Here is a 23,868-nt window from a genome sequence, read left to right on the forward strand (position 1 = left end):
CGAAATCACCCGCTGATCCATAAAAATAAGAGACTTGTATGAACGTACGCTCAGCATTGACCCTTGCCAGCCTTGTATTGGCTCCCCTGACCAGCCAGGCACTGACACTTAACGACAACTTCAGCCTGGACATGACCCTGGGCGTTGTCAGTGACTATCGCACGCGTGGCATTTCGCAAACCCTGGGGGATCCGGCGGTTCAGGCCGGCGCCACGCTGGTGCACAGCAGCGGCTTGTACGTTGGCGCCTGGACCTCGAATGTCGATTACGGCGGTCCCTACAAGACCCGGCAGGAACTCGAGTACTACGCGGGCTATTACTGGCAGGCGACCGAAGCAATCAGTCTCGATCTGGGGTACCTCAAGTACGACTATCCAAAGGAAGGCCAATTCAACCTGAGTGAGGTCTACGCCATCCTTGATGTTTATGGCGTGAAGCTCGGCGCCAACTACTCAAACGATACGCCGAACTTCTTTGGCGAGGACCAGGACACCCTTTACACCTACCTCAGCTACAAAATCGAATTGCCGGCCGAGATCGGCCTGGACCTGCGCGTGGGTCGCAACGATGTCAAAGACCCGGCGTTCTGGTCCGCCAACGGTGAAAGCCGTGATGCCTACACAGAGTGGGAGGCCAAACTGACCCGTGATTTTGTGGGCGTGACCTGGGGCCTCAGCTACATCGATACCGACCTGTCGAAAAGCGAATGCGCGAGCTGGTACGGCTATGGCGATCTATGCACGGCCACCGTGGTAGCCAGTGCCAGCAAGGCCTTCTAGTGTTCAAGCCGACACGATAAAAACAACAAACTGTTCTTCACAGGATCGCTGCCCCATAGACGCCGCCGGTAAAGATGGTCGCGCAGCTTGGCGGCGTCGATATTTCCTGGATCGTCGGGCTGGTGGTGCCGGGCATTCTCTACTACTGGGTGGCCAGGACATCCGCGCTTGCCGTGTCGGTCGAGAAGGCTTGAATGCCCTGTCGTTCAAGGGCTGCAGAGTGGACGCGGCGATAACGACCTTGTGTTCAAGCGTCTCCTATACTGATCCGCGTTGACAGGTTCAACGCAGATCCTGAAGGCCGCTGGAACAGCAGCCAGCGGCTTCCCTACGACTCAACAGTAAGGAGAACGAACATGGCAATCCGTATTGGCGACGAAGCACCGGACTTTACCGCCGAAAGCACCGAAGGCCCGCTGCATTTCCACGAGTGGATCGGCGACAAGTGGGCGATCCTGTTTTCGCATCCCAAGGACTTCACCCCGGTGTGCACCACTGAGCTTGGCTACATGGCAGGGCTCAAGCCGGAGTTCGATAAACGCAACACCAAGATCGTCGGGCTCAGCGTCGACCCTGTCAGTAACCATCAGGCCTGGGCCAAAGACATCGAAGAGACCCAGGGGCATGCGGTCAACTATCCAATGATCGGGGATGAGAACCTGGTGGTGGCGAAGCTTTACGACATGATTCATCCGAATGCCAGTGGCGGCGCACGTACCGCAGCCGACAATGCCACCGTGCGCTCAGTGTTCATCATCGGCCCGGACAAAAAGGTCAAGGCGATGCTGATCTACCCGATGAGTGCCGGGCGTAACTTCGATGAAGTGCTGCGGCTGCTCGATTCTCTGCAATTGAATGCCAAGCACACGGTCGCCACCCCGGTGAACTGGCGTCCGGGCGAGGACGTGATCATTCCCACTTCGGTCTCGGATGAGGACGCCAGGAAGAAGTATCCGGATGGCTTCAAAACGGTGAAACCTTATTTGCGCACAGTGGCGCAACCGAAGTAATCGATCCGTTGGGAGACCCCAATGCCAGTCAATTAAGCGAAATCCATGTGGGAGCGGGCTTGCTCGCGAAAGCGGTGTGTCAGGCGACATCAATGTTGACTATGCCGCCGCCTTCGCGAGCAAGCCCGCTCCCACAGTCTGTTACTCGCTCTCAAGCGCGAGTTCGCTCAGGTCAGCCCCACACATCTGTGCCAACACCTGAACCACCAGGGCATGATCCTCACGCTGGGGCAGCCCTGAAACGGTGACGGCGCCAATGCACCCCACGCCCTTGACCGACACCGGAAAGCTGCCGCCATGATCGGCGTAATCACGCAGGGGCAATCCCATCAAACCTTCGAGTGAATCACCCTGAAGCTTAAAGGACAGGCCTACGCGGTATGAGCTGAGTTCCATCAGTTCCACGACATTTCGCTTGCGTCGTGCCCAGTCGGCGTTGCTGGCGGAGGTTCCGGGCATCGAGTAGAAAAACACCGTGTCCCGCGCCAGCCTGACCTCAATCGTGGCGAACACGCCTTGCTCCTCGCAGGCGCTTTTCAAACGGGTGCCCAAGTCCCAGGCCGTCGTTTTGTCGAAGCGCTCAAACGTCAGGGTTTCTTCCTGGAGTGCGATGCGTTGCAGGTCGGTTTTTATGTCCATGATTTCTTCCTCATCCCTTGCGGGCGGTCGTACTGTTACGCACGGTTAATGTGAACGGCAGCACCACATGGCGGTCCGGGATGGGCTTTTTTTCAATGAGGGCGATTAGCATTTCAACGGCCTTTTGGCCGAAGATTTCGGCGGGTTGCGCAATGGTCGTCAACGCCGGATCACAATAGGCCGCGAATGGGATGTCATCGAAACCGACCAACGAAATATCGTCGGGTACCCGCAAACCCTGTTGTTTGATGCGCTTCAATGCACCGATCGCCATTTCATCGTTTTCGCAAAAGAATGCGGTCGGGCGGTCGGCCAAATCCAGCAGCATTCCCGCGCCATCAAAACCGGCCTTCAACGTGAAGTCCCCGTGGCAGATCAATTGCGGGTCCGAAGCGATACCGGCCTGGTGCAATGCATCTTGATAACCGGCCACGCGGTCGCGTGTGAGCGGGCTGCTTTTCGGGCCTTTGATCAGGCCGATCCGGCGATGACCCAGATCGATCAGATGCTCCGTCATGGCCTTGGCCGCTGCCCGGTTGTCGAGGCTGATCGTCGGATGCCGCCCGCCTTGAATCACCTCACAGGCGTTGACCAAGGGCAGCGACTCGCCATGCGGGGAGGGCGATTCAAACGGGTCGTAGGCGCGCAACTGAATCACGCCGTCGGCCTGGTGGGCGTACACCAGCGCGGCAAACTCCCGTTCGATTTCCTCGCGCCCCTGGGTGTCGCACAGCAGCAATCGATATCCGGCCGCCTGTGCCGCCTGTTGGGCACCGCTGATCACCCGTGCGAAAAACGTGTTGGCGATGGCCGGGACCAGAATCACCAGGTTGCCGGTTCTGCGCGAACGGAACTGCACGGCCATGAGGTTCGGCCGATAGCCGGCCTGTTCCACGGCTGCGTTGACCTTGTTCCGGGTTTCGGGGAGTACGCGCTCGGGCGACTTCAGCGTTCTGGACACGGTGGCCACCGAGACGCCGGCCAGCCGGGCTACTTCACGGATATTGGACAAGACGACCTCGTTATCGAACCGGCAGATGTAAGCATGGCCGGCGAGCTTACCGCAGTCCGGCCGTGCGCTGAAATGACCTTCATTTTTAACCCAGGGTTTGACACCCGAAGTAACTGAGCTTAAATTTCCGGCACTATGTAACCGGTTACATCATAGTCAAACCTGAGCGCTGATCCGCCCCGAAAAAGAGAAAATTCGCGATGAACGTTGCAACGACAAAAATAAGAATGGGGTTTGTCGGGGGCGGCGAGGGTGCCTTCATCGGCAAAGCCCACCGCCAGGCCGCCGGTCTCGATGGTCGTTTTGAACTGGTGTGCGGTGCATTCAGCCGAGACGCCCGCAACAATCAGGACACCGGCGCCGCGCTGGGATTGTCCGCCTCACGCTGCTACAGCGACTGGCAACTAATGCTGGATAGCGAGCGCGCACTGCCTGCCGACCAACGCATGGAGCTGTTGGTCATCGTCACACCCAATCACTTGCACGCGCCGATCGCCAGCCAGGCACTGAGCGCGGGTTTTCATGTGTTCAGCGAAAAGCCCGCGGCACTGAATCTGTCCGAACTGCTGGCGCTCAAGGCAGTGGTGAAAAGCAGCGACCGCCTCTATGGACTGGCCCACACGTATCTGGGTTATCCGATGGTCTGGCAGGCGCGCAAGATGGTGCGTACCGGCGTGATCGGCGCGGTGCGCAAGGTCATCGTCGAGTACCCGCAGGGCTGGCTGAGCCGGGACGTGGCCGGACAGGGCAACAAGCAGGCGAGTTGGCGCGATCAACCCGAGCAGTCGGGGTTGGGCGGCTGCATTGGCGACATCGGTACCCATGCCTTTTCATTGGCCGAATTCATCGCGGACCAAACCATTACACACGTGTGTGCGAGCCTGGGCGTGCACGTTGCCGGGCGGCAACTGGACGATGACGCGGCGATGCTGTTCAAAATGGCCGCCGGGGCCAGCGGGGTGTTGATCGCCAGCCAGGTGTGCGCCGGGGAAGAAAACCCGTTGAAGATCCGCGTCTATGGCGATAAGGGCGGGCTGGAGTGGCGTCAAGAGGAGCCTGCTAGCCTGATCCATCGCTCCCTTGATCAACCGTTGAGCATCCTTCGTTCCGGTGTCGGTCAGCCCTGGTTATGCGAGGCCGCCAGCCAGCGCATGCGTTTGCCTGCCGGGCATCCCGAAGGTTATCTCGAGGCCATGGCCAATCTCTATGGTGATTTCGCCACCGCGATCCGCAGCAACGTCGAAGGCAACGATGCTCCCGGCGTGCCGGGCATCGACGTCGGGTTGCGTGGCATGGCGTTCATCGAAGCGGTGGTCGCCAATCATCGCGGCGACGCGAAGTGGACCGAACTGGTCTGCAACCCATGAGTCCGGAGAACCCTCTTGTGAACCACACCTCCCCAACACCGGCAGGCCTGCGCGGCCCGGGTATTTTTCTCGCGCAGTTCATGTCCGCCGAAGCGCCTTTCGACACCCTCGCTAACATTGCCCGCTGGGCCGCAGCGCAGGGTTACAAGGCCATTCAATTGCCGACCCTGGGCACGCAATACATCGACCTGGCGCGCGCCGCCGACAGTCAGGATTACTGTGACGAGTTGAAGGCCGTCTGCACCCAGGCAGGCGTCGAAATCAGCGAGCTGTCCACGCATCTGCAAGGCCAACTGGTGGCGGTGCATCCGGCGTTCGATACGTTGTTCGATGACTTCGCTCCCGAACATGTGCGCGGTCAGCCCCAGGCACGAACCGAGTGGGCCATCGATCAGTTGAAACTCGCCGCGCGCGCCAGCCAACGCCTGGGGCTGAAGGCGCACGCGACGTTTTCCGGTGCGCTGCTCTGGCCCTATGTCTACCCGTGGCCGCAACGCCCGAGCGGTCTGGTCGAGCAGGGTTTTGCCGAACTGGCCAGGCGCTGGTTGCCGATCCTCGATTGTTTCGAAGAGGCCGGCGTCGACCTCTGCTACGAGATCCATCCCGGTGAAGACCTGCACGACGGCGCCTCGTTCGAGCGTTTCCTTGAGGCTGTCGATCATCATCCGCGTGCCGCGATCCTCTACGACCCGAGTCATCTGCTGCTTCAACAAATGGACTATCTGGGCTTCATCGATCGTTACCACGAGCGCATCCGCATGTTCCACGTCAAGGACGCCGAGTTCCGGCCCGATGCCCGTTCGGGTGTCTACGGCGGTTATCAAGGTTGGGTCGAGCGGCCTGGCCGCTTCCGTTCTCTGGGCGATGGGCAGATCGATTTCAAATCGATTTTCAGCAAATTGACGCAGTACGACTTTGCCGGTTGGGCGGTTCTGGAGTGGGAGTGTTGCCTGAAGGATGCGGAGCAGGGCGCAGCAGAAGGAGCGGCCTTTATCCAGCAGCACATGATCAGCAAAACCCGAAAGGCCTTTGATGATTTCGCCAGCGTGGCGTCTGACGAACGTTTCAATCGGCGGCTATTGGGTTTGCCCGACGCCTGAAAAACCTGTTTGCCCCTTTCTCCCCCAAAAAAAACAATAAAGCGGTGACTGACATGACCACGATGACTGCGCGATTGAGCGTAATGATGTTCCTGCAGTTCTTTATCTGGGGCGGATGGTTCGTAACCCTCGGCACCTTCCTCTCCAGTAACCTGGGGGCCAGCGGCGGGCAGATCGGCATGGCGTTCTCGACGCAGTCCTGGGGCGCGATCATCGCGCCCTTTGTGATCGGTTTGATTGCCGACCGCTACTTCAATGCCGAGCGCATTCTCGCGGTGTTGCATCTGATCGGCGCGGTGCTGCTGTTGCAACTCTATCGAGCGCCTGACTTCAATGGGTTTTACCCGTTCGTGCTGGCCTACATGATGATCTACATGCCGACGCTGGCGTTGGTGAATTCGGTGGCGTTCCGGCAGATGCGCGACCCGGCTCTGGAGTTCTCGCGGATCAGGGTATGGGGCACCATCGGCTGGATTGTGGCGGGCGTGGTGATCAGCTTTGTGTTTGCCTGGGATTCGCAACAAGCGATCTCATCCGGTGGCTTGCGCAATACTTTTCTGATGTCGGCCATCGCCTCCTTCGTGCTCGGGATCTACAGCTTCAGCCTGCCGCGTACCGCACCGCTCAAACCTGAGCCGGGCCGTGTCGGCTTAAAGCAAATGCTGGGGCTGGACGCCTTGGGTTTGTTGAAGGACCGCAGTTACCTGGTGTTCTTCATCGCCTCCATTTTGATCTGCATTCCATTGGCGTTTTATTACCAGAATGCCAACCCGTTTCTGGCGGAAATCGGCGTGACCAACCCAACCGCCAAGATGGCGATCGGGCAAGTCTCGGAAGTGCTGTTCATGTTGCTCCTGCCGCTGTTTATTCAGCGTTTCGGCATCAAGATCGCGCTGTTGGTGGGGATGCTGGCGTGGGCGTTGCGCTACCTGTTGTTCGCCTACGGTAACAACGGGGACCTCGCTTTCATGTTGTTCACCGGCATCGCCTTGCATGGCATCTGCTACGACTTCTTCTTTGTTTCGGGGCAGATCTACACCGATGCCAAAGCGTCGGAGCGTTTCAGAAGCTCCGCGCAAGGGTTGATCACGCTCGCGACATACGGCTTGGGCATGCTGATTGGCTTTTGGGTGGCCGGGGCGGTCACCGATCAATATGCGTCGGCTGAGAGCCACGAATGGAAAAGCATCTGGCTGTTCCCGGCAGGGTTCGCGTTGGCGATATTTTTCTGTTTTTCGCTGGCCTTCAAAGGGCGGCAAAGCGTGGCGGTGCCGTCGAGTATTTGAAGCATGACCCGAGTCCGAAGAACACCATCGGAACCTGTGGTTCACCAATTTGGTGTTCGGCTCAGATCCTTGTGGGAGCGGGCTTGCCCGCGATGGCGGTGTGTCAGGCGACATTGATGTTGAGTCTGCTGACCTCATCGCGGGCAAGCCCGCTCCCACAGGGTTTGTTATTACCGACTGGCATTTCAGGGGGTATGGAATGCACTCAAGGCGCGCCAAACAGCATCGTCCAGTAAACACCCTCATCGCTGCGCGAATCTGCGGCATAGGCTGCGCCCACTTGGGTAAACATCGGGTTCATCAAGTTGGCGCAATGCCCGGGGCTGGCCAGCCAACTGGCCATCGCTTTGTTCGGTGAGCTTTGCCCGGCGGCGATGTTTTCACCGATCTGCCGGCCTCGATAGCCGGCGGCTTTGGCCCGATCAAATGGCATATCACCGTCAGGATCGCGGTGGGCGAAGTAATTGCCGTAGGCCATCGCCTTGCTGTGCCCTTGCGCGGCGGCCCCCAGGGCGGCATTCCAGGTCAGCGGTCGTGCGGCGGCAAAGCGTTGACGCCCGCACAGGCGCGGCTTGGCCCGTGCCGCATTGACCTGTGCCAGCAACGCCTTGCCCGCTTCTCGCGAATCACCGACACGTCCGTCGAGCACCGGTTGCGCCAGCACCACCTGCCATTCGCTACGGGAGCGAGTGACGCCGATGTCGGCGAACTGGGTATCGAGCAGCGCCCCGCAGTAGTCGCTCTCAAGCATGTCAAACGCCTCATCGGCATCCTGCGCGCCGACCACGCGGATGGTGCGCACGGTCACCGCTTGATAACCGTTAGCTTTCAAGGCACTCCGCAAACCGCCGCCATAGCCGACCGGCAGCGCCAGGTTCGATTTCAGCGACAGCGGCCGCAACGGCTTGACCGTACGGCCCGCACAGCGATCGGGATCGGCGCGGTAGTCGTTGATGACTTCCACCAGTTGCCGTTCCCCACTGGCATGGGCGGGGCTGGCGAGCAGCGGGAGCAAAGGCATCAGGCACAGCGAGATAAAGCGACAGCAGCGGACGGTTGGGCGCATGAACGAACAACTCTGATGAGATAACGACGGTAAAGTGGGATAGGGGCGAGCAATGACCGTAGGAGCGCTTCGTTGGGTGAGCTTCTTTTACGGCACGGCTAAGACTGCGGGTCTGAAGACTGGTTCACGAGGGGAAGAGACAAATTTGACGGCGCCGCCGTGGGGCTGATTCAGACTTGCACGGGTCAGTCCGCCGGGGACATCAGCCACGCTGGCTGGTACCGTATTGACATCCTTCAGGGGGTACAGGGACATGACGAAAACCAGGGGTGACAAAGACTGGGTAAAGCGCTCGGCTCAGCCGTTGAAGATGGAGCGTATTGAAGCCTTTTTTGGCGGCCATGGGTTTACGCCGCATCGCCACGACACCTACGCCATCGGACGAACGCTGTCGGGTGTACAAAGCTTCCAGTACCGCAAGACCAAGCGTCACAGTCTGCCGGGGAAAACCATTGTTTTGCATCCGGACGAGGTGCATGACGGTGAAGCTGGTACCGAAGCGGGTTTTCATTATCGGATGATCTACATCGAGCCCGCCTTGATTCAGCAAGTATTAGGCGGCAAACCCTTGCCCTTCATCGAGGGCGGGTTATCCAGCGACCCACGGCTTTATGCCGCGACCCAGGTGCTGCTGCAAAACCTCGACGCTTGCATCGAGCCCCTGGAAGAAGACGATGCCATTTACGATCTCGCGCAAGCACTGGATGCGATCTCGGGGCAACGCGGACGGCGCAAGTCGTTTGACTTTGCAGCGGCCGAACGTGCGCGTGCGCTGATTCATGAGTCGCTGGATCGAGTCATTACCCTGGAGGAGTTAGCGCAGGCCAGTGGTCGAGACCGCTGGAGCCTGAGCCGTGATTTTCGTGCGCTGTACGGCACGAGCCCCTATCGATACATGACTCAACGACGTCTCGATCTGGCAAGAGCACTGATGTTCGGGGGCCACTCGATGGCGGAAGCCGCCGTATCAGCAGGTTTTTTCGATCAAAGCCATATGACGCGTCAGTTCACCCAGACCTATGGCGTCTCACCTGGTCGATGGATGAAAAGGCTGGGCCTTGTTTAAAGGCGATCGACTTGCACAATCATGCAATACGCAGTGCTGATCCTCTCCTAAAGTCAGGCCTCGATAACTTGGCTAATGAGGGCAACTCAAATGAATTCCCAACCCGGCGTGACAACCTGCACCGCGATTAACTTTGCCGAAAAACTGGCTTTGTTCAGCGAGCAATGGGCACCCAAAGTCATTGCCGAAATGAACGACTACCAGTTCAAGGTGGTGAAAATCGAAGGCGACTTTATCTGGCATTCCCATGCCGACACCGATGAAACCTTCATCGTCCTCGAAGGCGAGCTTCGCATTGATCTTCGAGAAGGGGCCGTCGTGGTCAGGCAGGGAGAAATGTACGTCGTCCCCAAGGGCGTCGAACACAAGCCTTATGCTGAGCGAGAGGTGAAAATGTTACTGATCGAGCCGCGTGGAGTACTGAATACCGGCGATCAGGAGGGAGAAAGAACCGCAATCAATGATGTCTGGATTTAGACATCCTGGTCGTTTCTTCATCTCTGGGTGAGCAGGGCGCCTGAGCGCCTGGCGCCAGTTCAGCCGCCTCTATCGGTCCATCGGCCAGCAAGCATTCAGGAACGCAGTGTCATTATCTGAATCAACCCATTAGCGGCGTTTTCGTTGAAAAGGCTCGATGACAGGTGGCGAAGTGCCTCTCGTCGGAATGCAACGCGGCTATTTGGCGCTTTTCAGCTATTCTTGCGGCATCTGGACGGTGGCCATGACGTACTGGCACACGATGCGCAAGGAAGGGATGAAAAAATGGATGATGTGCATTGCGTGCAAGTTATCGCTGTAACTGGCGGTAAAGGTGGCGTGGGCAAGACAACGGTGGCGGTTAACCTGTCGCTGGCGTTGGCAAAAATGGGGCGGCGCGTCGTATTGCTCGACGCCGATCTGGGCTTGGCGAATATCGATATTCTGTTGGGGCTGACGCCGCGCTACACACTGGCTGATGTCATCGAAGGGCGTTGCGAGCTGTCCGAGGTGCTGATGCCAGGGCCTGGAGGCATTCGTGTTGCCCCGGCCTCTTCTGGATTGCAAAGCATGACTCATCTGGAGCCTGCGCAATACCGTGCGCTGATCCAGGCCTTTAGCGATATTGGCGATAAGCTGGATGTGCTGGTGATCGATACGGCCGCCGGTATCGGTGGCTCAGTGGTCAACTTCATCCGCGCGGCGCAGGAAGTGATGGTGGTCGTGTGCGATGAACCCACCTCAATCAGCGGCGCCTACGGGCTGATCAAACTGCTCAACCTGAACTACGGTCTGCACCGTTTTCGCATATTGGTCAACATGACGGGAAGTCCGGCGGAAGGCCGCAATCTGTTTGCCAAGCTGGAAAAGATTACCGACATGTTCCTGGATGTCACGCTGCAATACGTCGGCGCGATACCTAACGATGAATGTGCGCACAAAGCCGTGCAGAAGGGGCGTGCGGTGTTTGAAGCATTTCCCCGTTCCAAATGCGCCCAAGCCTTCCAGGCCCTGGCTCACAACGTCGACACCTGGCCATTGCCGACTCATCCGAGAGGGCATGTGGAGTTCTTCGTTGAGCAACTTGTGCAGAATTCGGGCAGGTGAGTCTCAAGGTCTCGTAATGTTGTTCACTTAAGCGCTCATACCTGCCTTTGTGGCGAGCGAGCTTGCTCGCGTTGGGCTGCGCAGCGGCCCCAAAATCTGACAACTATTGCCGATTTTTATGAGTGCTACGCACTCAAGCGGGAGCAAGCTCCCTCGCCACAGGTTTCTCACTGACTCAAAACCAGAACTCAAATCACAACTTGTAGCCGATCTGCCGCAACAGGTTCTTGCGCCACAGAATGTCTTCATCGCCTTCAATGTCTTTGGCACAGAAGCCATCCACCACGCCCAGAATCCCGCGCCCCTGTTCCGTCTCGGCAACAATCACTTCAGTGGGATTGGCCGTTGCACAAAAAATACGGCACACCTCTGGAACCATTTTGACGCTGTTCAAGACGTTCAATGGATAGAAACCGTCGCCCAGGAAAATGATGAAGCAATGGCCCGCGGCAATGGCTTGCGCATTTTTCTGCGCCAGTTCGATCATGGCGGTATCAGTGCCAGACCATCGCACCAGGCATTTACCGGAGGCTTCACAAAAGGCCACGCCGAACTGAATACCAGGCACGGCATTGACCAACGCTTCATGAATGTCCTCGATGGACTTGATGAAGTGCGTCTGACCCAAAATGAAGTTCGTCGTTTCCGGCTTGTCGATTTTCAACGTGATGAGCTGCATTTCAAACGCCTCCTTTCACGATGCTGCGGACCAAGTCTGGCCTTTTATCAAGCCGGGACGGTGTCTTGCCCTGCTGGCGGTGGCTCTGTGTAGACGCGAACATCCCCCAGTCTCCTGATCGTCGACTTGGGCAAGGTCGGCGCATCAAGAAGAATCGAATCAATGCGCTTGCGGATGTCAAAAACGATTGGGCCCAGGATAGCCTCGTCCTTGCCGCTGGCGATTTCGTCCTGAATCTCACGTGATATTGCCCCGAGTTTCTCGGCGGTGTCTTTGTGCCCGGCAGCCCGGGTGTCAAAGTTCAGGAAGGTCTGGACCGAACTCAACACCAGGGTCAAGAGTGACAGGACGCCGGCGACGTATTGGAGCCATACGGGCGAGGAGTCACTGATCGAGCCAAAGACGCTGGCGCTGACGATGGCCGACAGAACAACGCAGGGGATACCCAGTTTCCAGCTGAATTTCTCGAAATCCCGGGCACTGATTTCGTGTTCAATCTGCAACCGGACGATCATGCGATTCCATTTGGTCAGTAGTTCGAGCCGGCTCATGGTTGCAGTCCTTGGCAGGGGGATTGAGATGAATATTAGCTACTATTTGACCGCCTGGTCGGATTCAGAGGCAGGACGGAGTTGAGTCGCCAAACCTTCTTCCTCTCGGAGCTGGCGGCTCATATCGTCGCAGCTTTGCGACCAGGCTGTCAGCCACGTCGACATTTCGGGTGACTGTTCAGCCAAGCCCAGCTCCCGGACAAACTCGGCAGGTGAGACCGTACCTTTCGCCGCGCGGAACAGCCCTCGCATGATAACGACGCCAATCACTCGCCCTTTGCTCACGAAGCGGTGTTCCATAAAGCTCCACTTATCGTCCCAGCCGAGTATTCGGGTATGAATCTCGAACGATTCGAACAGCTTCAGCTCCCGCCGAAATTTGCCCCAGGTATCCCCAACAATCGGCACCGCTCTATGGCGCAGGGCCACTCGGTAGGCACCGCTGCGCAGGACGAAATCCATGCGACCTATATCGGCCAAAGTGAAATACCGGCCATTGGTGACGTGTCGGTTAAGGTCAAGATCGAGCGGCCAGACGCGCATGCGGATAACAGTAGTGGCCAGTCCATCAACCGGCTTGCGCCATGGGCGCCGAAACAGCATGAGGAACAGTCGAAACCAGAGATTCATAGGTACGCCGAGTAAGGCTGGGTAGAGCGGTGCACTTTAGGGCGGAGAATGTGGGCGAGATAGGTGCACAAATGACTTTTTTCATGTGAAAAGCGCAATTGGATCATTCATGCGCTGAGTCAGTCATTTCGGGCGTTGCCCGCCAATCAGGTATTCCGCTGAAGAATGTCCCCATAAAAATCATGCATTTTCTTTATGGCATTGGATCTCGTAGCGTGTCTGCTCACCCTATGGAGATGACCCCGTGAATGATTCCCGCCTGCGCCTGTACGTTGATGCTCAATTCACCAGCCCTTATGCGATGTCGGCTTTCGTGGCCCTTCGCGAAAAAGGCATCGAATTCGAACTGAGCCCACTGGACCTCGACGCGTTCGAAAACCAGTCCGAAGATTATGCTAGCCTCTCGCTGACCCAGCGCGTACCGACGCTGGTGCATGGCGACTTTGCCTTGTCTGAATCGTCGGCGATCACTGAATACCTGGAAGACGTTTTTCCTCAGACGCCGGTTTACCCGAAAGAGCTGACGCAACGGGCGAAGGCACGACAAGTCCAGGCGTGGCTGCGCAGTGATCTGCTGCCCATTCGGCAGGAGCGATCCACATTGGTGGTGTTTTATGGCCTCAAATCAGCGCCCTTGTCGCCCGCGGCCGAGTCGGCCGCGCGCAAGCTGATCGGTGCCGCACAAGCGCTGCTGGCTGACGGTCGTGAGTACCTGTTCGGGCAATGGTCGATTGCCGATGTGGACCTGGCCTTGATGCTCAACCGGCTGATACTCAACGGTGACGCCGTGCCATCCGCACTGGTGGAATACGCGCAGCGTCAATGGCAGCGGCCAACGGTGCAGGAGTGGGTCAAATTGCAGCGTCCTGCGCTTTAGTGGCGTGGAATCAGGTCAACTGCGCTCAATAAATTGCTCGATGACCTGATTGACGATCTCCGGATGCGTAATCGGCCCCATATGACCGAGCCCCTCGAGCTCGACCACTTCAACGTTCGGCAGTGCGCCGGTCAGCAGCCGCGCCACTGCCCGTGACGATGCCGGTGAGTCCTTGCCGACCATGAAAAGCACCGGCAGGTTGAGCGAACGGAACGCCTGCAATGGCGTCGGCTCGGTCAACAGCGCGTGAGCCCAGCCCTGCACATTGGCCACCGCAGCGGCGATGGAGGGCTTGCGTTGTTCCGGGGTTTGCTCCCAGGCTCCGGCACCCATCCAGTAGTCAATGAAGTGCTGGGCCGCTGCGTCCAGGTTACCCGCCTCAAGTGCCAGTCCGGCGTCTGCAACGACTTCACGGATGGCATCCGCGTCATTGGGTGGGGGCGATTCGGCGTCGAGCAGGGCAAACAATGTTGGCTCATACACCGCCATGGCGCGCACCCGGCCAGGGTTCTGCAACGCTGTGATCAACGCCACCGCCCCACCATAAGAGTGACCGACCAGAATGAGCGGTTCGCCGGCGCGGGCGAGCACCGGCTCGGCGAAACGCGCTTCTTCACTGAGGGTGACGATTCGATCGGTGGGCCACGCCGGGCTCTTGCCGGCGCCAAACGAGTCGAGCGCCAAGACCCGAAACTTTGCGGCCAGGTGATCTTGCAGTCCACGCCACTGCACCGAGTGACTCGCATTGGCATGAAAGCAGACAACGCCCGGACCCACGCCAGCGTCCCGATAAAAGGGTTCGACGGGTTTCATTCTGGCTCTCCTGCAACGACGTTAAAGGGACGAAGCGAGTTATAGATTAACTTCAAGGCTTCGGTGTAGCAGCCAGTCATGATGAAATAGCCACCCGTTTTTGCTGCCAGTAACACCTGATTTGGAGCGCCACATGAAAAACGCCGCCATCCTTACCTTCGCCTTGATGCTCAATACCGGGTTATTCAGCATGCAAGCCGAAGCGGCGGGGGATGCCGAAGCCGGTCAGAAACTATTTACCCGTATCTGTGGCGGCTGTCATCAAGTAGGGACTTCGGCGCGGGGTTCTTTTGGTCCTCACCTCAATGCCATTTTCGGGCGTCCTGCGGGAAGCACCACGGACTACCAGTATTCAACCGCGATGAAATCATCAGGCGTCATCTGGACCCGCGAAACACTCACCGCATACATCGAAGCGCCAAAAGAAGTGGTCCCCGGAACCCGGATGATTTTCTGGGGCCTCAGCGATCCGGAGAAGATCGAAAACCTGTTGGCCTACCTTCAGACATTTCAGCCGCAATAATCTATGCCTCATCAAAATGTTTACCGCGTAAAGGCTGTACAGGTGATATCAATGAGCCACTTCATCCGTTAAAGTATGCGCCGCCCGAGAGACGGATCCCGGGTATTTCTAATGGAGTGTCTCAGTGAATTATCTCAGCAAAGTTGTTGCCGTAGCCCTGTTCGGTCTGGTTCTGGCGGGTTGCACCGGCACCCCGATGAAGACTCAGCAGTACGACAGCAGCCAGTACACCGTTGTTGGCCACAGTGAAGCGACCGCCACTGGCCTCTTGCTGTTTGGTCTCATCCCGATCCAGCAGAACAACCGTTTCATCCGCGCTCAGAACGCCGCGATCAAAGCCCGGGGCGGCGACGCGATGATCAACACCCAAGTGCAGGAAAACTGGTTCTGGGCTTGGGCTCTGACCGGTTACACCACCAAGATCTCCGGTGATGTGATCAAGCTGAAAACCGTTCAGTAAGCGACATACGCTGCCTGTGTGGCGAGCGAGCTTGCTCGCGCTGGGCAGCGTACGGCCCCAAAAAAGTCCGACCGCAATGGCCGATTTTTGTGAGCGCTACGCACTCAAGCGCGAGCAAGCTCCCTCGCCACAGGTTTCCCTCTCATTGATAACACCTCACGCCCATGCTTTACCGAGCTCCTCCAGACCGGCGTTTTGCAGCTCTAGTGGGCTCATGACCACTCGGAATTTGCAGTTGGCCTGAAAGTTGAGAAAGAAGGGTTCCGCATAGCCGGGAATTTCGGAAGGGTCTTCTATATCGATCAGAAAAATCCCACTTCGCATTCCATCATGTTCAGTGAAATAAGCCGCCTCCGGCTTAATGGTTTCCAGCACGCGGTTCATGATTTCGCCGACCTTCCCCGACCTGACAAGCGCGTTGAAAGGCTCATGGGGAAACTCGACCATCAGTAGCATTTTCATTACTCGATACTCTGTTGAGGTGGCGTGCTCCTTACCCGGATCCTTACTCCTGACGATGATGCCGCAAGCCGTGCTTCAGCCGTGCCAGCGGTGGTGTGTGGTTAAGAATAGCGAAGGGTTCGAGGCTGCCGGGGCAGAGTTACGGACGGTCATTCTTGATGATTCAGCGGCGAGGCCTGGCAGGGTCAGGGCGTGTATGCCGCAATGTTGCGGTTACCCAGGCAGGTTTGCCCGGTGTCTGTTCTTTTGAAAAGGCTAGAGGGTGTCATCACGGTGTCATCGAACGAATGGCAAGCTCCTCGCAAACCGTCTTGAGCGCATAGACGGAATTCCGTCTGCGGGCTGATGAATTTGCCAGGAATCCCCCCTAATGAAAGGAGACGCCTCCCTGTTTGCGGCCATTGACCTGGGGTCCAATGCGTTTCGCATGATGATCGGCCAGTCGGTCAGGCGCAATCAGGGGTTCATGATCCAGGAAGTGAAAACCTTGCGAGAGCCTGTCCGTTTGGCGGAGGGGTTTCAGGGCGGGGCGCTGGACGAGTTGGCGCTGGATCGGGGGTGGCAAGCGCTCGCGCGATTTGGCAAAAAACTGCGCGGCTTTGAGGCCGGTCGCGTGCGGGCAGTGGCGACCAGTGCCGTCCGCGAAGCCGATAATGCCCAACTGTTTCTGGCCAGCGCGGAGCGGCACCTGGGCTTTCGTATCGATGTCATCTCTGGGCATGAAGAGGCCCGACTGGTGTACGCCGGTGTTGCCCATACGATCCCCAGTACAGAAAGTATGCGCCTGGTCGTGGATATCGGCGGCGGCTCTACTGAGTTGATTCTGGGGCAGGGCACTCAGCCCCTCTTGACCGAGAGCATTGCCATTGGCAGCGGTACTGTTGGCGCGCGTTACTTTCAGGGGGGCTGTCTATCGGCGAAGGCGCTCCTGGAGGCCGAGCGCGTGGCCACTCTGCAGTTTGAAAAAGTTACCCGTCGTTATCGCGCGCTGGGTTGGCAGCAAACTATTGGCTCTTCAGGTACTGCACGAATGCTTGCCAAAGTGCTCAAGGCCAATGGTTTGAATGACGATGGTCAAAGCGGTATCACCTACGGCGGTCTTTTACGCTTGTCGTTGCGTCTGCTGGAAGTGGGGCATGTTAAACAACTCAAATTGGCGGGCTTACCACCCCATCGCCTGAATATCTTGCCCGGTGGCCTGGTGCTTATGCTGGCGGCGTTCAAAGTATTCGGCATCTCGCACATGAGTCCTTCCGAACCGGGATTAAGGCTGGGCGTTCTTCATGGCCTGATGTCCAAACACTAAATGGCAGCCGTTGCTGTTATTGGCAAACGCTGCTGTAAAAAAAGCATTGTTATTTAGATCAGAAAGAATGTGAGGACGTGATGGCTGACAAACGCCGGGTTCTGTTCGTTTGCGCAAAAAATGACGTTCGCTCGCTGATGGCGCAAGCGCTACTTCGGCACACTGACTCCGAACACTTCGAAGCCTTTAGCGCGGGTCTTGTGGCCAGTGAAGTTGACCCCCGCACGCTGGAGTCTCTCGATCACGTAGGCATCGACACCACGGAGTTGCGCAGTAAAGCCATCGATGAGTTTGAGGGGCAGCCGTTCCATTATGTGATTACGCTGTGTGACAAGTCCTCCGAAGAGGCTTCGCGGATGCCTACCGCCGGAGAAGTGATCGTGTGGAATTTCGAGGACCCCGTCACCAGTGAAAAACACGATCCCTTCCGTCATGCCATTCAGGAAATCCACGACCGCATCAAAATGTTCATCACTGTGAAGACCCGCGCTGACCATCTTTGATGATCCCGTCGGGCACTAAAAACGCATGAAAAAACCCGGCTGATGAGGCTAATGCTGTTCACTTAAGCATTTGAGTCTCAGCTGGGCTTATCCGAAAATCCGATGCCAGATATCTGGCATCGGATTTTTTATGTCTGTTCAACAGGACCTGCTCGACCTCGGCGACCTTTTCAACTTCTGCGACCTGAGCACCTTCACCCAAAACATCCCCATAGAGTGGGTCGCGTCTGCGCTGGATCTTTCCAGTCAGGCCACCATTCGTCGACGTCGCCTGCCCGCTGACCAAGTGCTTTGGCTGGTGCTCGGCATGGCGCTGTTTCGTGATGAACCGGTTCACGAAGTGGCCAGACGTTTGAACATCTGCGCCCAAGGCCTGGCCTCTGACCACCTGTTGGCCCGTAGCGGTCTGACCGAAGCGCGTAAGCGGCTCGGCGCCGATCCCGTTGAGTGGCTGTTCCGCAAGACGGGAACCCAATGGGGCGCGGAGCGCTATGACGGTGACGCCTGGCATGAACTGCAGGTGTTCGCAGTGGACGGAGCACTCTTGCGCACCCCGGATACGCCCGAGCTTCGGGACCACTTCGGGTCGGGAAACACCCCGAGCGACCGCCAGACTCCGTTTCCCATGCTGCGCCTGGTGGCGTTGATGAATGTACGTTCGCACGTGATCCTGGATGCGCAATTGAGCCCTTACCGACGCAGTGAAATGCGCTTGGCCGACGAGTTCCTGCAGCAGATCCCCGATCACTCGGTGACGTTGTTCGACAAAGGATTCTGGGGGGCCGAACTGCTGTCGAGCCTGAGCAGTGCTGGTAGCAACCGTCATTGGTTGATCCCGGCAAAAAAAGGAATGGTCTGCGAAGAAGTGACCCGCTACAGCCAGCACGATCGTTGGGTGCGCATGAAAGTCTCGCCGCAGGCCAGGAAGCGAAACCCGACCCTTCCAACGCATTGGGAGGCCCGCGAAGTCAGTTATGAAATTCAAGGCAAGCTAAAGACCGTCATGACGTCATTGCCGGCTAACGCCTACAACGCCAAGGCCGTGGCCAAGCTGTATCAGGAACGCTGGGAGATCGAATTGGGCTTCAGGGACATCAAGAGCTCGATGCAGCAGAACGCAGTGACCTTGCGTAGCAAAAAAGTCGACTTGGTCTATCAGGAGGTTTGGGGACTTTTGTTGGCTTATAACGTGATTCGTCGGGAAGCCAGCCAGGCGGCGGTGGCGTTTGGCCGAGCCCCCTCGGACATTCGTTTCAAACCGGCTTGCCAGTACATTGCCGTGCAACTGATAGTGATGGCAGCGGCCAACCCGATTTCAGCCACAGGCAGACGATTGGCAGAGTTAAGGGCAGGTATCGGAGGATTGTTTCTGGATCACCGTCCAAGACCTTCAAGGCCAAGGACGGTGAAAATATCAAAGACCCGGTTTCCAGTAGACCGTAAGGCTGCTCCGCTTAAGTGAACAGCATTAGGCTGATGAGGCCGGGTTTTTTGGTTGAGTGTTGCGGTAAAGCCACTCATTCATGCTGCACGATTCTGAATCAGACGATCCGAACCACCTTCAGCGACGCGATTCTCGATCAGACGATCCGAACCACCTTCAGCGACGCGATTCTCGATCAGACGATCCGAACCACCTTCAGCGACGCGATTCTCGATCAGACGATCCGAACCACCTTCAGCGACGCGGTTTTCGATCAGACGATCCGAACCACCTTCAGCAACGCGATTCTCGATCAGACGATCCGAACCACCCTCAGCGACGCGGTTCTCGATCAGACGATCCGAGCCACCTTCAGCGACGCGGTTTTCGATCAAGCGATCCGAACCACCTTCAGCCAAACGGCTTTCAATCAGACGATCCGAGCCGCCTTCAGCGACGACCGGGTGAGTAGAGGAAGCGGCGAAAGCGTTAACTGCAAAAACCGAGAAAGCGATGCTGAGGAGGATTTGGCGTTTCATGATGGTGTGCTCCGGGGTGTTATTGGTTGGGTATGGAGCGGATGTTACGCCGAGGAATTTTTATGAGAACTTCATTGACGTGATGGTGACTATCGATGCCAGCAATGGTTGAAACGTAGTGGGCAAATGCCGCCTCCACGTCCTCAGGTTTACACGAACAGGTCGTAAGACAGTTTGCCGATCAGGATCACCAGCAACACCAGGAACAGAGCCCGGACAAAGGGCACGCCTTTATGAACCGCCAGCCAGGTGCCGGTCAGCGCGCCCAGGATGTTGAATGCCGCCATGGGGATTGCGATCAGGTAGAGCACGTTACCCGTCGGAATGAAGAACATCAGCGCCGCTATGTTGGTCGCGATATTCACCAGTTTGGCCGATGCCGAGGCATGAAGAAAATCGAAGGCGAAGCAGCGGATAAACAGGAAGATCAGGAAGCTGCCAGTGCCGGGCCCGAACAGTCCGTCGTAGAAACCGATCGCACCGCCGATGACGATCGCCAGCAATTTTTCCTTGGTACCGATACGCATGGGTTTGTGCAGGGCGCCGAAGTCCTTTTTCCAGAAGGTGTAGATCGCCATCAGCACGATCAACACCAGCACCGCCGGCCGAATCATCGACTGGGGTACAAACGACACCGTGGCGGCTCCGAAGAAGGCCATGACAAAGGCCGAACAGGCGGCGGGGATCACCAGACCCCAGTTGATCACCACCTTGCGCACGAAGGACCGGGCCGCGAATGCGGTGCCGCAGGCTGCCGCGACCTTGTTGGTCCCCAGCAGCGCTGCCGGTTGTGCCGTGGGCAGCACGTTGAACAGCGCGGGTATCTGGATCAGTCCACCGCCGCCCACTGCCGCATCGATCAGGCCGGCGGCGAAGGCGAACACGCAAAGGATAATAATATCGACCATGAAATCAGGCTCTGACGATGAAGGGTGGGTGAGCGTCCGGCGGCTTCTACGTGTTTCGTCGCATCGGCTTGCCTGCGTCCTTGAGCAGGAAGGTTAACGGAAGCGCTTTTTTTGTGTTGCAATGCCACGTTGTGAAAAGTGCAACGAGGTGGCACATGGCATTGGATATGTTGGGGGAGCTCGAAGCCTTCGCAACGGTGGCTCGCAAGCGTAGCTTCGTCGCGGCGGCACGGACCCTGGGGCGCTCTCCCAGTGCTCTGACCCGCGCCGTTCAAGCCCTGGAGGAAAGTGTCGGGGTCAAGTTGTTCAATCGCTCCTCCAATGCCGTGAGCTTGACCGAGGCGGGTGAGCGCTTGTTGCCCCATGCCTACAAAATGCTGGATCTGCAACGTGAGGCGGATGAAGACCTGGCCGGCATCAGCGGCCAGGCCTACGGCTGGGTCCGCTTTTCCGCCCCCGAGTTCCTTGGCCACGGGGTATTGCCCCGGCTGATCGCGCAGTACGCCGAGCGTTATCCAGACGTGAGCGTCGATGTGATTTTCACCGATGAGATCATCGACCCGGCCAAGAGCAAACTCGACTTCTCGATTCGCGGCGCGTTTGCGCAATCCAGTGAGCTGATCGGCTATCCGCTCTGGAATTATTCACGTTACCTGTATGCCAGCCCCGGGTATTTGGAGCGGCGCGGGGTGCCTGACTCCATCGAGGCGCTGGAATCGCACTCGCTGATCCTGCATACGGCGCCGCGGATTCTCAAGGAGTGGAATTTTCGCAGCGAGGAGCAGGCCATCAGCTTTCGGGTTCATCCAAAGTTTCGTTTCAGCTCCGGTTTGGCGGTGTTCCAGGCGGCCCTGGCGGGCGTCGGGATTGCCCGTCTGGCGGATTGGATGGCGGAGCCCGAAGTGGAAGCGGGGCGCCTGCTGCGGGTCTGTCCCGAGTACAAACTCACCTCCAGCAGCGGTGAAAGCCCACAGATGCACGCGGTGTACCCGGCCGGGAATCTGCCGCTGCGGGTGAAATCGATGTTGGAAGTGATCCGTGGCTTTGGCGACAGCCTTGGTCGAAAGCATGCGGTGACGCTTTAGGCGGCTGGATGCTGATCCTCAATCAGTGTGAGACGACCTATCCAGGGTGTAGCCGCCTGAGGTTGAGTCACCAATGAGCGTTTTTGGCAGTCTCGCAATCGCCTCGCGGCACAGTCCTTGGCTTTGCGCACATCACTCACCGGTTGAATCAATCAGTCCCTTTTCGTCATTGTGATCCGTGGACGGCATGGTAGAGGCCGCATTGTCCCACGTCAGCAGTATCTGGGTGATGGCCGCATCAATGACCTCATGCTGCGTGTTATCCCGAGCGAGGATGGAAATGCCCTGCAGGAAACTGTCGAACATCGTAGCCATCGCGGGCGCGTGAATATTGCCCGGCAACTGACCGGCACTGACACCCCGCTCAACACACGCCAAAATCCCCGCGTGAGTGTGGGCGCGAGATTGGGCCAAGGCTTCGACCACCCGCGCATTCTCCGGGCTGGGCGCGCTCATCACGCCGAGGGACACCATGCAGCCCTTGGGATGGCCGTCTTCACATTGCATGCGTGCCGACTGGCGCAGCGCGGTCTCGATGGCCTGGCGTGGCGGCAAGCTCTCGTCCCACAGGCATTCGGTGACCTGAGCGAACGTCGCCAGGTAACGCTGCACACATTCATCAAACAACGCTTCCTTGGAACCGAACGCCGCGTAAAAACTCGGCGCGGAAATCCCGCCACCCAGTCTCGCTTTCAACTGAGCGAGGGAGGTCGCGTCGTAGCCGTGTTGCCAGAACAGGTGCAAGGCCTGTTCCACCGCGTGGTCGCGGTCGAAGGTGCGGGGGCGGCCCATTTGCGCCATTTCAAAACTCCTCAGGACGACGAGATAAATACTAGTCGATACATAAGTCGTTGACAACGAGCGCTGGCTGCCCTCAACATTTATATCGATCGGTATTTAAGTCTGAAATCCTCACTCAAGGAGTTTCCCGTGACACCCTCAATCACCTTATCGGCAGCGCCGGACCGCCTGCCTATCGGCGCCTTGCTCGCGCTGGCCATGACCGGTTTCATCTGTATCGTCACCGAAACTTTGCCCGCCGGCCTGTTGCCGCTGATCAGCGCAGGCTTGGCCATTTCTCCTTCCATGGCTGGCCAGATGGTCACCGCCTACGCCCTGGGCTCGGTGCTGGCGGTCATCCCCATGACCATCGCCACCCGCGGCTGGCGCCGCCGTAACGTGCTGCTGCTGACCGTCGTCGGTTTCTTGCTGTTCAACTCCATCACCGCGCTGTCTTCCCACTACGGCGTGATCCTGGTGGCGCGCTTCTTCGCTGGCGTCGCGGCGGGGCTGGCCTGGAGTCTGCTGGCCGGCTACGCCCGACGCATGGTCGCGCCCCATCAACAGGGCAAGGCGCTGGCGCTGGCCATGGTCGGCACACCGATTGCCCTGTCCCTGGGCGTGCCCCTCGGCACTTGGCTGGGTGGCTTGGTGGGTTGGCGCACCACCTTCGGCATCATGTCGGCCCTGACCCTGGTGCTGATCGCCTGGGTACTGGTGAAAGTCCCTGACTACCCACCCCAAGCCGCGCATCAGCGCATGTCGCTGCGCACAGTGTTGACCACGCCGGGCGTGCGGCCCGTGCTGGCGGTGGTGATCAGCTGGATGCTGGCACACAACGTTCTCTACACCTACATCGCACCGTTCGTGGCGCCGGCGGGGTTGGGGGATCGGGTGGATTTGGTGTTGTTGGTGTTTGGCATTGCGGCGTTGGGAGGGATCTGGGTGACTGCCAAATTGGTTGAGCCGTTGTTGCGCAAGACTGTGTTGGTGAGCTTGGCGGCGTTTGCGGCGGTTTCCGTGGTGTTTGGCTTTTTGAGTAGCGTGCCTGAGGTGATCTACATCGGCATGGCGGTTTGGGGGTTGAGCTTCGGCGGTGCCGCGACGTTGCTGCAAACGGCGCTGGCGGATGCGGCGGGAAATGGGGCGGATGTAGCTTTATCGTTGAACGTGGTGGCTTGGAATAGTGCGATTGCGGGGAGTGGGGTGGTGGGTGGAGTGTTGCTGGATAGGTGGGGCGTCGCCTCTTTTCCGTGGGCAATGGTGGTGTTGGTGGGGGTAGGGTTTGCGATTGTCTGGGGAGCTCGGGGCCACGGCTTCAAATCGGGCTCACGTGCGGCTGGCAGGCCTGCGGTGGCGGGGCACTGAACCACAGAAAGCCAAAAAATAGTTCTGGATGGGGGGCTCGGGCTATCCAGTT

The 23,868-nt window shown here is 58.1% G+C and carries 27 protein-coding genes and 1 pseudogene; 17 read left to right on the forward strand and 11 right to left on the reverse strand.

Features of this window, described 5'->3' with window-relative positions; translation table 11 throughout:
• Positions 1–38: 38 nt before the first annotated feature.
• The 3 genes and pseudogenes from PSH88_RS11555 (at position 39) to PSH88_RS11560 (ending at position 1,789) form a co-directional block, all read left to right on the forward strand.
• Positions 39–779: a TorF family putative porin gene (locus tag PSH88_RS11555; protein WP_305483536.1), complete on the forward strand. Its 741-nt coding sequence runs from the start codon at positions 39–41 to the stop codon at positions 777–779.
• A gap of 74 nt (positions 780–853) precedes the next feature.
• Positions 854–973: pseudogene (locus PSH88_RS30455) on the forward strand (hypothetical protein); the annotation flags it as partial.
• 162 nt (positions 974–1,135) lie between these two features.
• Complete coding sequence (locus PSH88_RS11560) at positions 1,136–1,789, forward strand: peroxiredoxin (protein ID WP_305426299.1); 654 nt, start codon at positions 1,136–1,138, stop codon at positions 1,787–1,789.
• 141 nt (positions 1,790–1,930) lie between these two features.
• Here the strand turns inward: PSH88_RS11560 and PSH88_RS11565 are convergent, their stop codons facing one another.
• Both PSH88_RS11565 and PSH88_RS11570 read right to left on the reverse strand, forming a co-directional pair.
• Entirely contained in the window at positions 1,931–2,428 is a 498-nt protein-coding gene (locus PSH88_RS11565) for a heme-degrading domain-containing protein (RefSeq protein ID WP_305483537.1), read from the reverse strand.
• Positions 2,429–2,438: 10 nt separating this feature from the next.
• A complete protein-coding gene (locus tag PSH88_RS11570) occupies positions 2,439–3,440 on the reverse strand; it encodes a LacI family DNA-binding transcriptional regulator (RefSeq protein ID WP_305426301.1) in 1,002 nt (333 codons plus the stop codon).
• Positions 3,441–3,640: 200 nt separating this feature from the next.
• Between PSH88_RS11570 and PSH88_RS11575 the strand changes: the two genes are divergently transcribed.
• From PSH88_RS11575 to PSH88_RS11585, 3 genes are read left to right on the forward strand one after another with little or no spacing between them, the layout of a single operon-like run.
• Positions 3,641–4,807 carry a Gfo/Idh/MocA family protein gene (locus PSH88_RS11575; protein WP_370694683.1) on the forward strand — a complete coding sequence of 389 codons (1,167 nt, stop codon included), beginning with the start codon at positions 3,641–3,643 and terminating at the stop codon, positions 4,805–4,807.
• Positions 4,804–5,907, forward strand: coding sequence for a sugar phosphate isomerase/epimerase family protein (locus tag PSH88_RS11580; protein ID WP_305426302.1), 1,104 nt, complete (start codon positions 4,804–4,806; stop codon positions 5,905–5,907). Before PSH88_RS11575 ends, PSH88_RS11580 begins: the two co-directional genes overlap by 4 nt.
• A 53-nt stretch (positions 5,908–5,960) precedes the next feature.
• On the forward strand, positions 5,961–7,193 hold the full coding sequence (locus PSH88_RS11585; protein ID WP_305426303.1) for a nucleoside permease: 1,233 nt from the start codon (positions 5,961–5,963) through the stop codon (positions 7,191–7,193).
• 205 nt (positions 7,194–7,398) lie between these two features.
• On the opposite strand, the gene PSH88_RS11590 is transcribed toward PSH88_RS11585, so the two are convergent.
• A complete protein-coding gene (locus PSH88_RS11590) occupies positions 7,399–8,259 on the reverse strand; it encodes a CAP domain-containing protein (protein ID WP_305426304.1) in 861 nt (286 codons plus the stop codon).
• A gap of 253 nt (positions 8,260–8,512) precedes the next feature.
• On the opposite strand from PSH88_RS11590, the gene PSH88_RS11595 reads away from it, so the two are divergent.
• The 3 genes from PSH88_RS11595 to PSH88_RS11605 all read left to right on the forward strand — a co-directional run bounded on the left by PSH88_RS11595 (position 8,513) and on the right by PSH88_RS11605 (position 10,909).
• Positions 8,513–9,325: a helix-turn-helix domain-containing protein gene (locus tag PSH88_RS11595; protein WP_305426973.1), complete on the forward strand. Its 813-nt coding sequence runs from the start codon at positions 8,513–8,515 to the stop codon at positions 9,323–9,325.
• Positions 9,326–9,415: 90 nt separating this feature from the next.
• On the forward strand, positions 9,416–9,802 hold the full coding sequence (locus PSH88_RS11600; RefSeq protein ID WP_305426305.1) for a cupin domain-containing protein: 387 nt from the start codon (positions 9,416–9,418) through the stop codon (positions 9,800–9,802).
• Between the two features lie 285 nt (positions 9,803–10,087).
• Entirely contained in the window at positions 10,088–10,909 is an 822-nt protein-coding gene (locus PSH88_RS11605; RefSeq protein WP_305426306.1) for a MinD/ParA family protein, read from the forward strand.
• A 193-nt stretch (positions 10,910–11,102) separates the two neighbouring features.
• Here the strand turns inward: PSH88_RS11605 and PSH88_RS11610 are convergent, their stop codons facing one another.
• The 3 genes from PSH88_RS11610 to PSH88_RS11620 are packed head-to-tail and all read right to left on the reverse strand — an operon-like array spanning position 11,103 to position 12,769.
• Positions 11,103–11,588, reverse strand: a complete 486-nt coding sequence (locus PSH88_RS11610) for an adenosine-specific kinase (protein ID WP_305426307.1) — start codon at positions 11,586–11,588, stop codon at positions 11,103–11,105.
• Positions 11,589–11,635: 47 nt separating this feature from the next.
• Positions 11,636–12,139 (reverse strand): SLATT domain-containing protein, encoded by a 504-nt coding sequence (locus tag PSH88_RS11615; protein ID WP_192342661.1) that lies wholly within the window; start codon positions 12,137–12,139, stop codon positions 11,636–11,638.
• Between the two features lie 42 nt (positions 12,140–12,181).
• Positions 12,182–12,769, reverse strand: a complete 588-nt coding sequence (locus PSH88_RS11620; RefSeq protein WP_305426308.1) for a thioesterase family protein — start codon at positions 12,767–12,769, stop codon at positions 12,182–12,184.
• 244 nt (positions 12,770–13,013) lie between these two features.
• Here PSH88_RS11620 and yfcF point away from each other — a divergent pair, with 244 nt between their 5' ends.
• The gene (yfcF, locus tag PSH88_RS11625; RefSeq protein ID WP_305426309.1) at positions 13,014–13,646 is read left to right on the forward strand and encodes a glutathione transferase; all 633 of its coding nucleotides are present in this window, start codon (positions 13,014–13,016) and stop codon (positions 13,644–13,646) included.
• Positions 13,647–13,661: 15 nt separating this feature from the next.
• On the opposite strand, the gene PSH88_RS11630 is transcribed toward yfcF, so the two are convergent.
• Complete coding sequence (locus tag PSH88_RS11630; RefSeq protein ID WP_305426310.1) at positions 13,662–14,459, reverse strand: alpha/beta fold hydrolase; 798 nt, start codon at positions 14,457–14,459, stop codon at positions 13,662–13,664.
• Positions 14,460–14,592: 133 nt separating this feature from the next.
• On the opposite strand from PSH88_RS11630, the gene PSH88_RS11635 reads away from it, so the two are divergent.
• Entirely contained in the window at positions 14,593–14,982 is a 390-nt protein-coding gene (locus tag PSH88_RS11635; RefSeq protein WP_305426311.1) for a c-type cytochrome, read from the forward strand.
• Positions 14,983–15,106: 124 nt separating this feature from the next.
• The gene (locus PSH88_RS11640) at positions 15,107–15,442 is read left to right on the forward strand and encodes a hypothetical protein (protein WP_305426312.1); all 336 of its coding nucleotides are present in this window, start codon (positions 15,107–15,109) and stop codon (positions 15,440–15,442) included.
• Between the two features lie 156 nt (positions 15,443–15,598).
• Here PSH88_RS11640 and PSH88_RS11645 read toward each other — a convergent pair whose 3' ends face one another.
• Positions 15,599–15,904 carry a panthothenate synthetase gene (locus tag PSH88_RS11645; RefSeq protein ID WP_305426313.1) on the reverse strand — a complete coding sequence of 102 codons (306 nt, stop codon included), beginning with the start codon at positions 15,902–15,904 and terminating at the stop codon, positions 15,599–15,601.
• Positions 15,905–16,274: 370 nt separating this feature from the next.
• Between PSH88_RS11645 and PSH88_RS11650 the strand changes: the two genes are divergently transcribed.
• The 3 genes from PSH88_RS11650 to PSH88_RS11660 all read left to right on the forward strand — a co-directional run bounded on the left by PSH88_RS11650 (position 16,275) and on the right by PSH88_RS11660 (position 19,175).
• The gene (locus PSH88_RS11650; RefSeq protein ID WP_305426314.1) at positions 16,275–17,210 is read left to right on the forward strand and encodes a Ppx/GppA family phosphatase; all 936 of its coding nucleotides are present in this window, start codon (positions 16,275–16,277) and stop codon (positions 17,208–17,210) included.
• An 80-nt stretch (positions 17,211–17,290) separates the two neighbouring features.
• On the forward strand, positions 17,291–17,713 hold the full coding sequence (locus PSH88_RS11655; RefSeq protein ID WP_305426315.1) for an arsenate reductase ArsC: 423 nt from the start codon (positions 17,291–17,293) through the stop codon (positions 17,711–17,713).
• 130 nt (positions 17,714–17,843) lie between these two features.
• Positions 17,844–19,175: an IS4 family transposase gene (locus tag PSH88_RS11660; RefSeq protein ID WP_305424671.1), complete on the forward strand. Its 1,332-nt coding sequence runs from the start codon at positions 17,844–17,846 to the stop codon at positions 19,173–19,175.
• Between the two features lie 59 nt (positions 19,176–19,234).
• Here PSH88_RS11660 and PSH88_RS11665 read toward each other — a convergent pair whose 3' ends face one another.
• Both PSH88_RS11665 and PSH88_RS11670 read right to left on the reverse strand, forming a co-directional pair.
• Positions 19,235–19,675: a phage infection protein gene (locus tag PSH88_RS11665; protein WP_305426316.1), complete on the reverse strand. Its 441-nt coding sequence runs from the start codon at positions 19,673–19,675 to the stop codon at positions 19,235–19,237.
• Between the two features lie 149 nt (positions 19,676–19,824).
• Positions 19,825–20,583, reverse strand: a complete 759-nt coding sequence (locus PSH88_RS11670; protein ID WP_305426317.1) for a sulfite exporter TauE/SafE family protein — start codon at positions 20,581–20,583, stop codon at positions 19,825–19,827.
• 155 nt (positions 20,584–20,738) lie between these two features.
• On the opposite strand from PSH88_RS11670, the gene PSH88_RS11675 reads away from it, so the two are divergent.
• Positions 20,739–21,668, forward strand: coding sequence for a LysR family transcriptional regulator (locus tag PSH88_RS11675; RefSeq protein WP_305426318.1), 930 nt, complete (start codon positions 20,739–20,741; stop codon positions 21,666–21,668).
• A gap of 132 nt (positions 21,669–21,800) precedes the next feature.
• Here PSH88_RS11675 and PSH88_RS11680 read toward each other — a convergent pair whose 3' ends face one another.
• Positions 21,801–22,469 carry a TetR/AcrR family transcriptional regulator gene (locus PSH88_RS11680; RefSeq protein WP_305426319.1) on the reverse strand — a complete coding sequence of 223 codons (669 nt, stop codon included), beginning with the start codon at positions 22,467–22,469 and terminating at the stop codon, positions 21,801–21,803.
• Positions 22,470–22,598: 129 nt separating this feature from the next.
• Here PSH88_RS11680 and PSH88_RS11685 point away from each other — a divergent pair, with 129 nt between their 5' ends.
• A complete protein-coding gene (locus PSH88_RS11685; RefSeq protein ID WP_305426320.1) occupies positions 22,599–23,816 on the forward strand; it encodes an MFS transporter in 1,218 nt (405 codons plus the stop codon).
• Positions 23,817–23,868 lie beyond the last annotated feature (52 nt).

The organism is Pseudomonas wuhanensis, from assembly GCF_030687395.1.
GTDB classification, from domain to species: domain Bacteria; phylum Pseudomonadota; class Gammaproteobacteria; order Pseudomonadales; family Pseudomonadaceae; genus Aquipseudomonas; species Aquipseudomonas wuhanensis.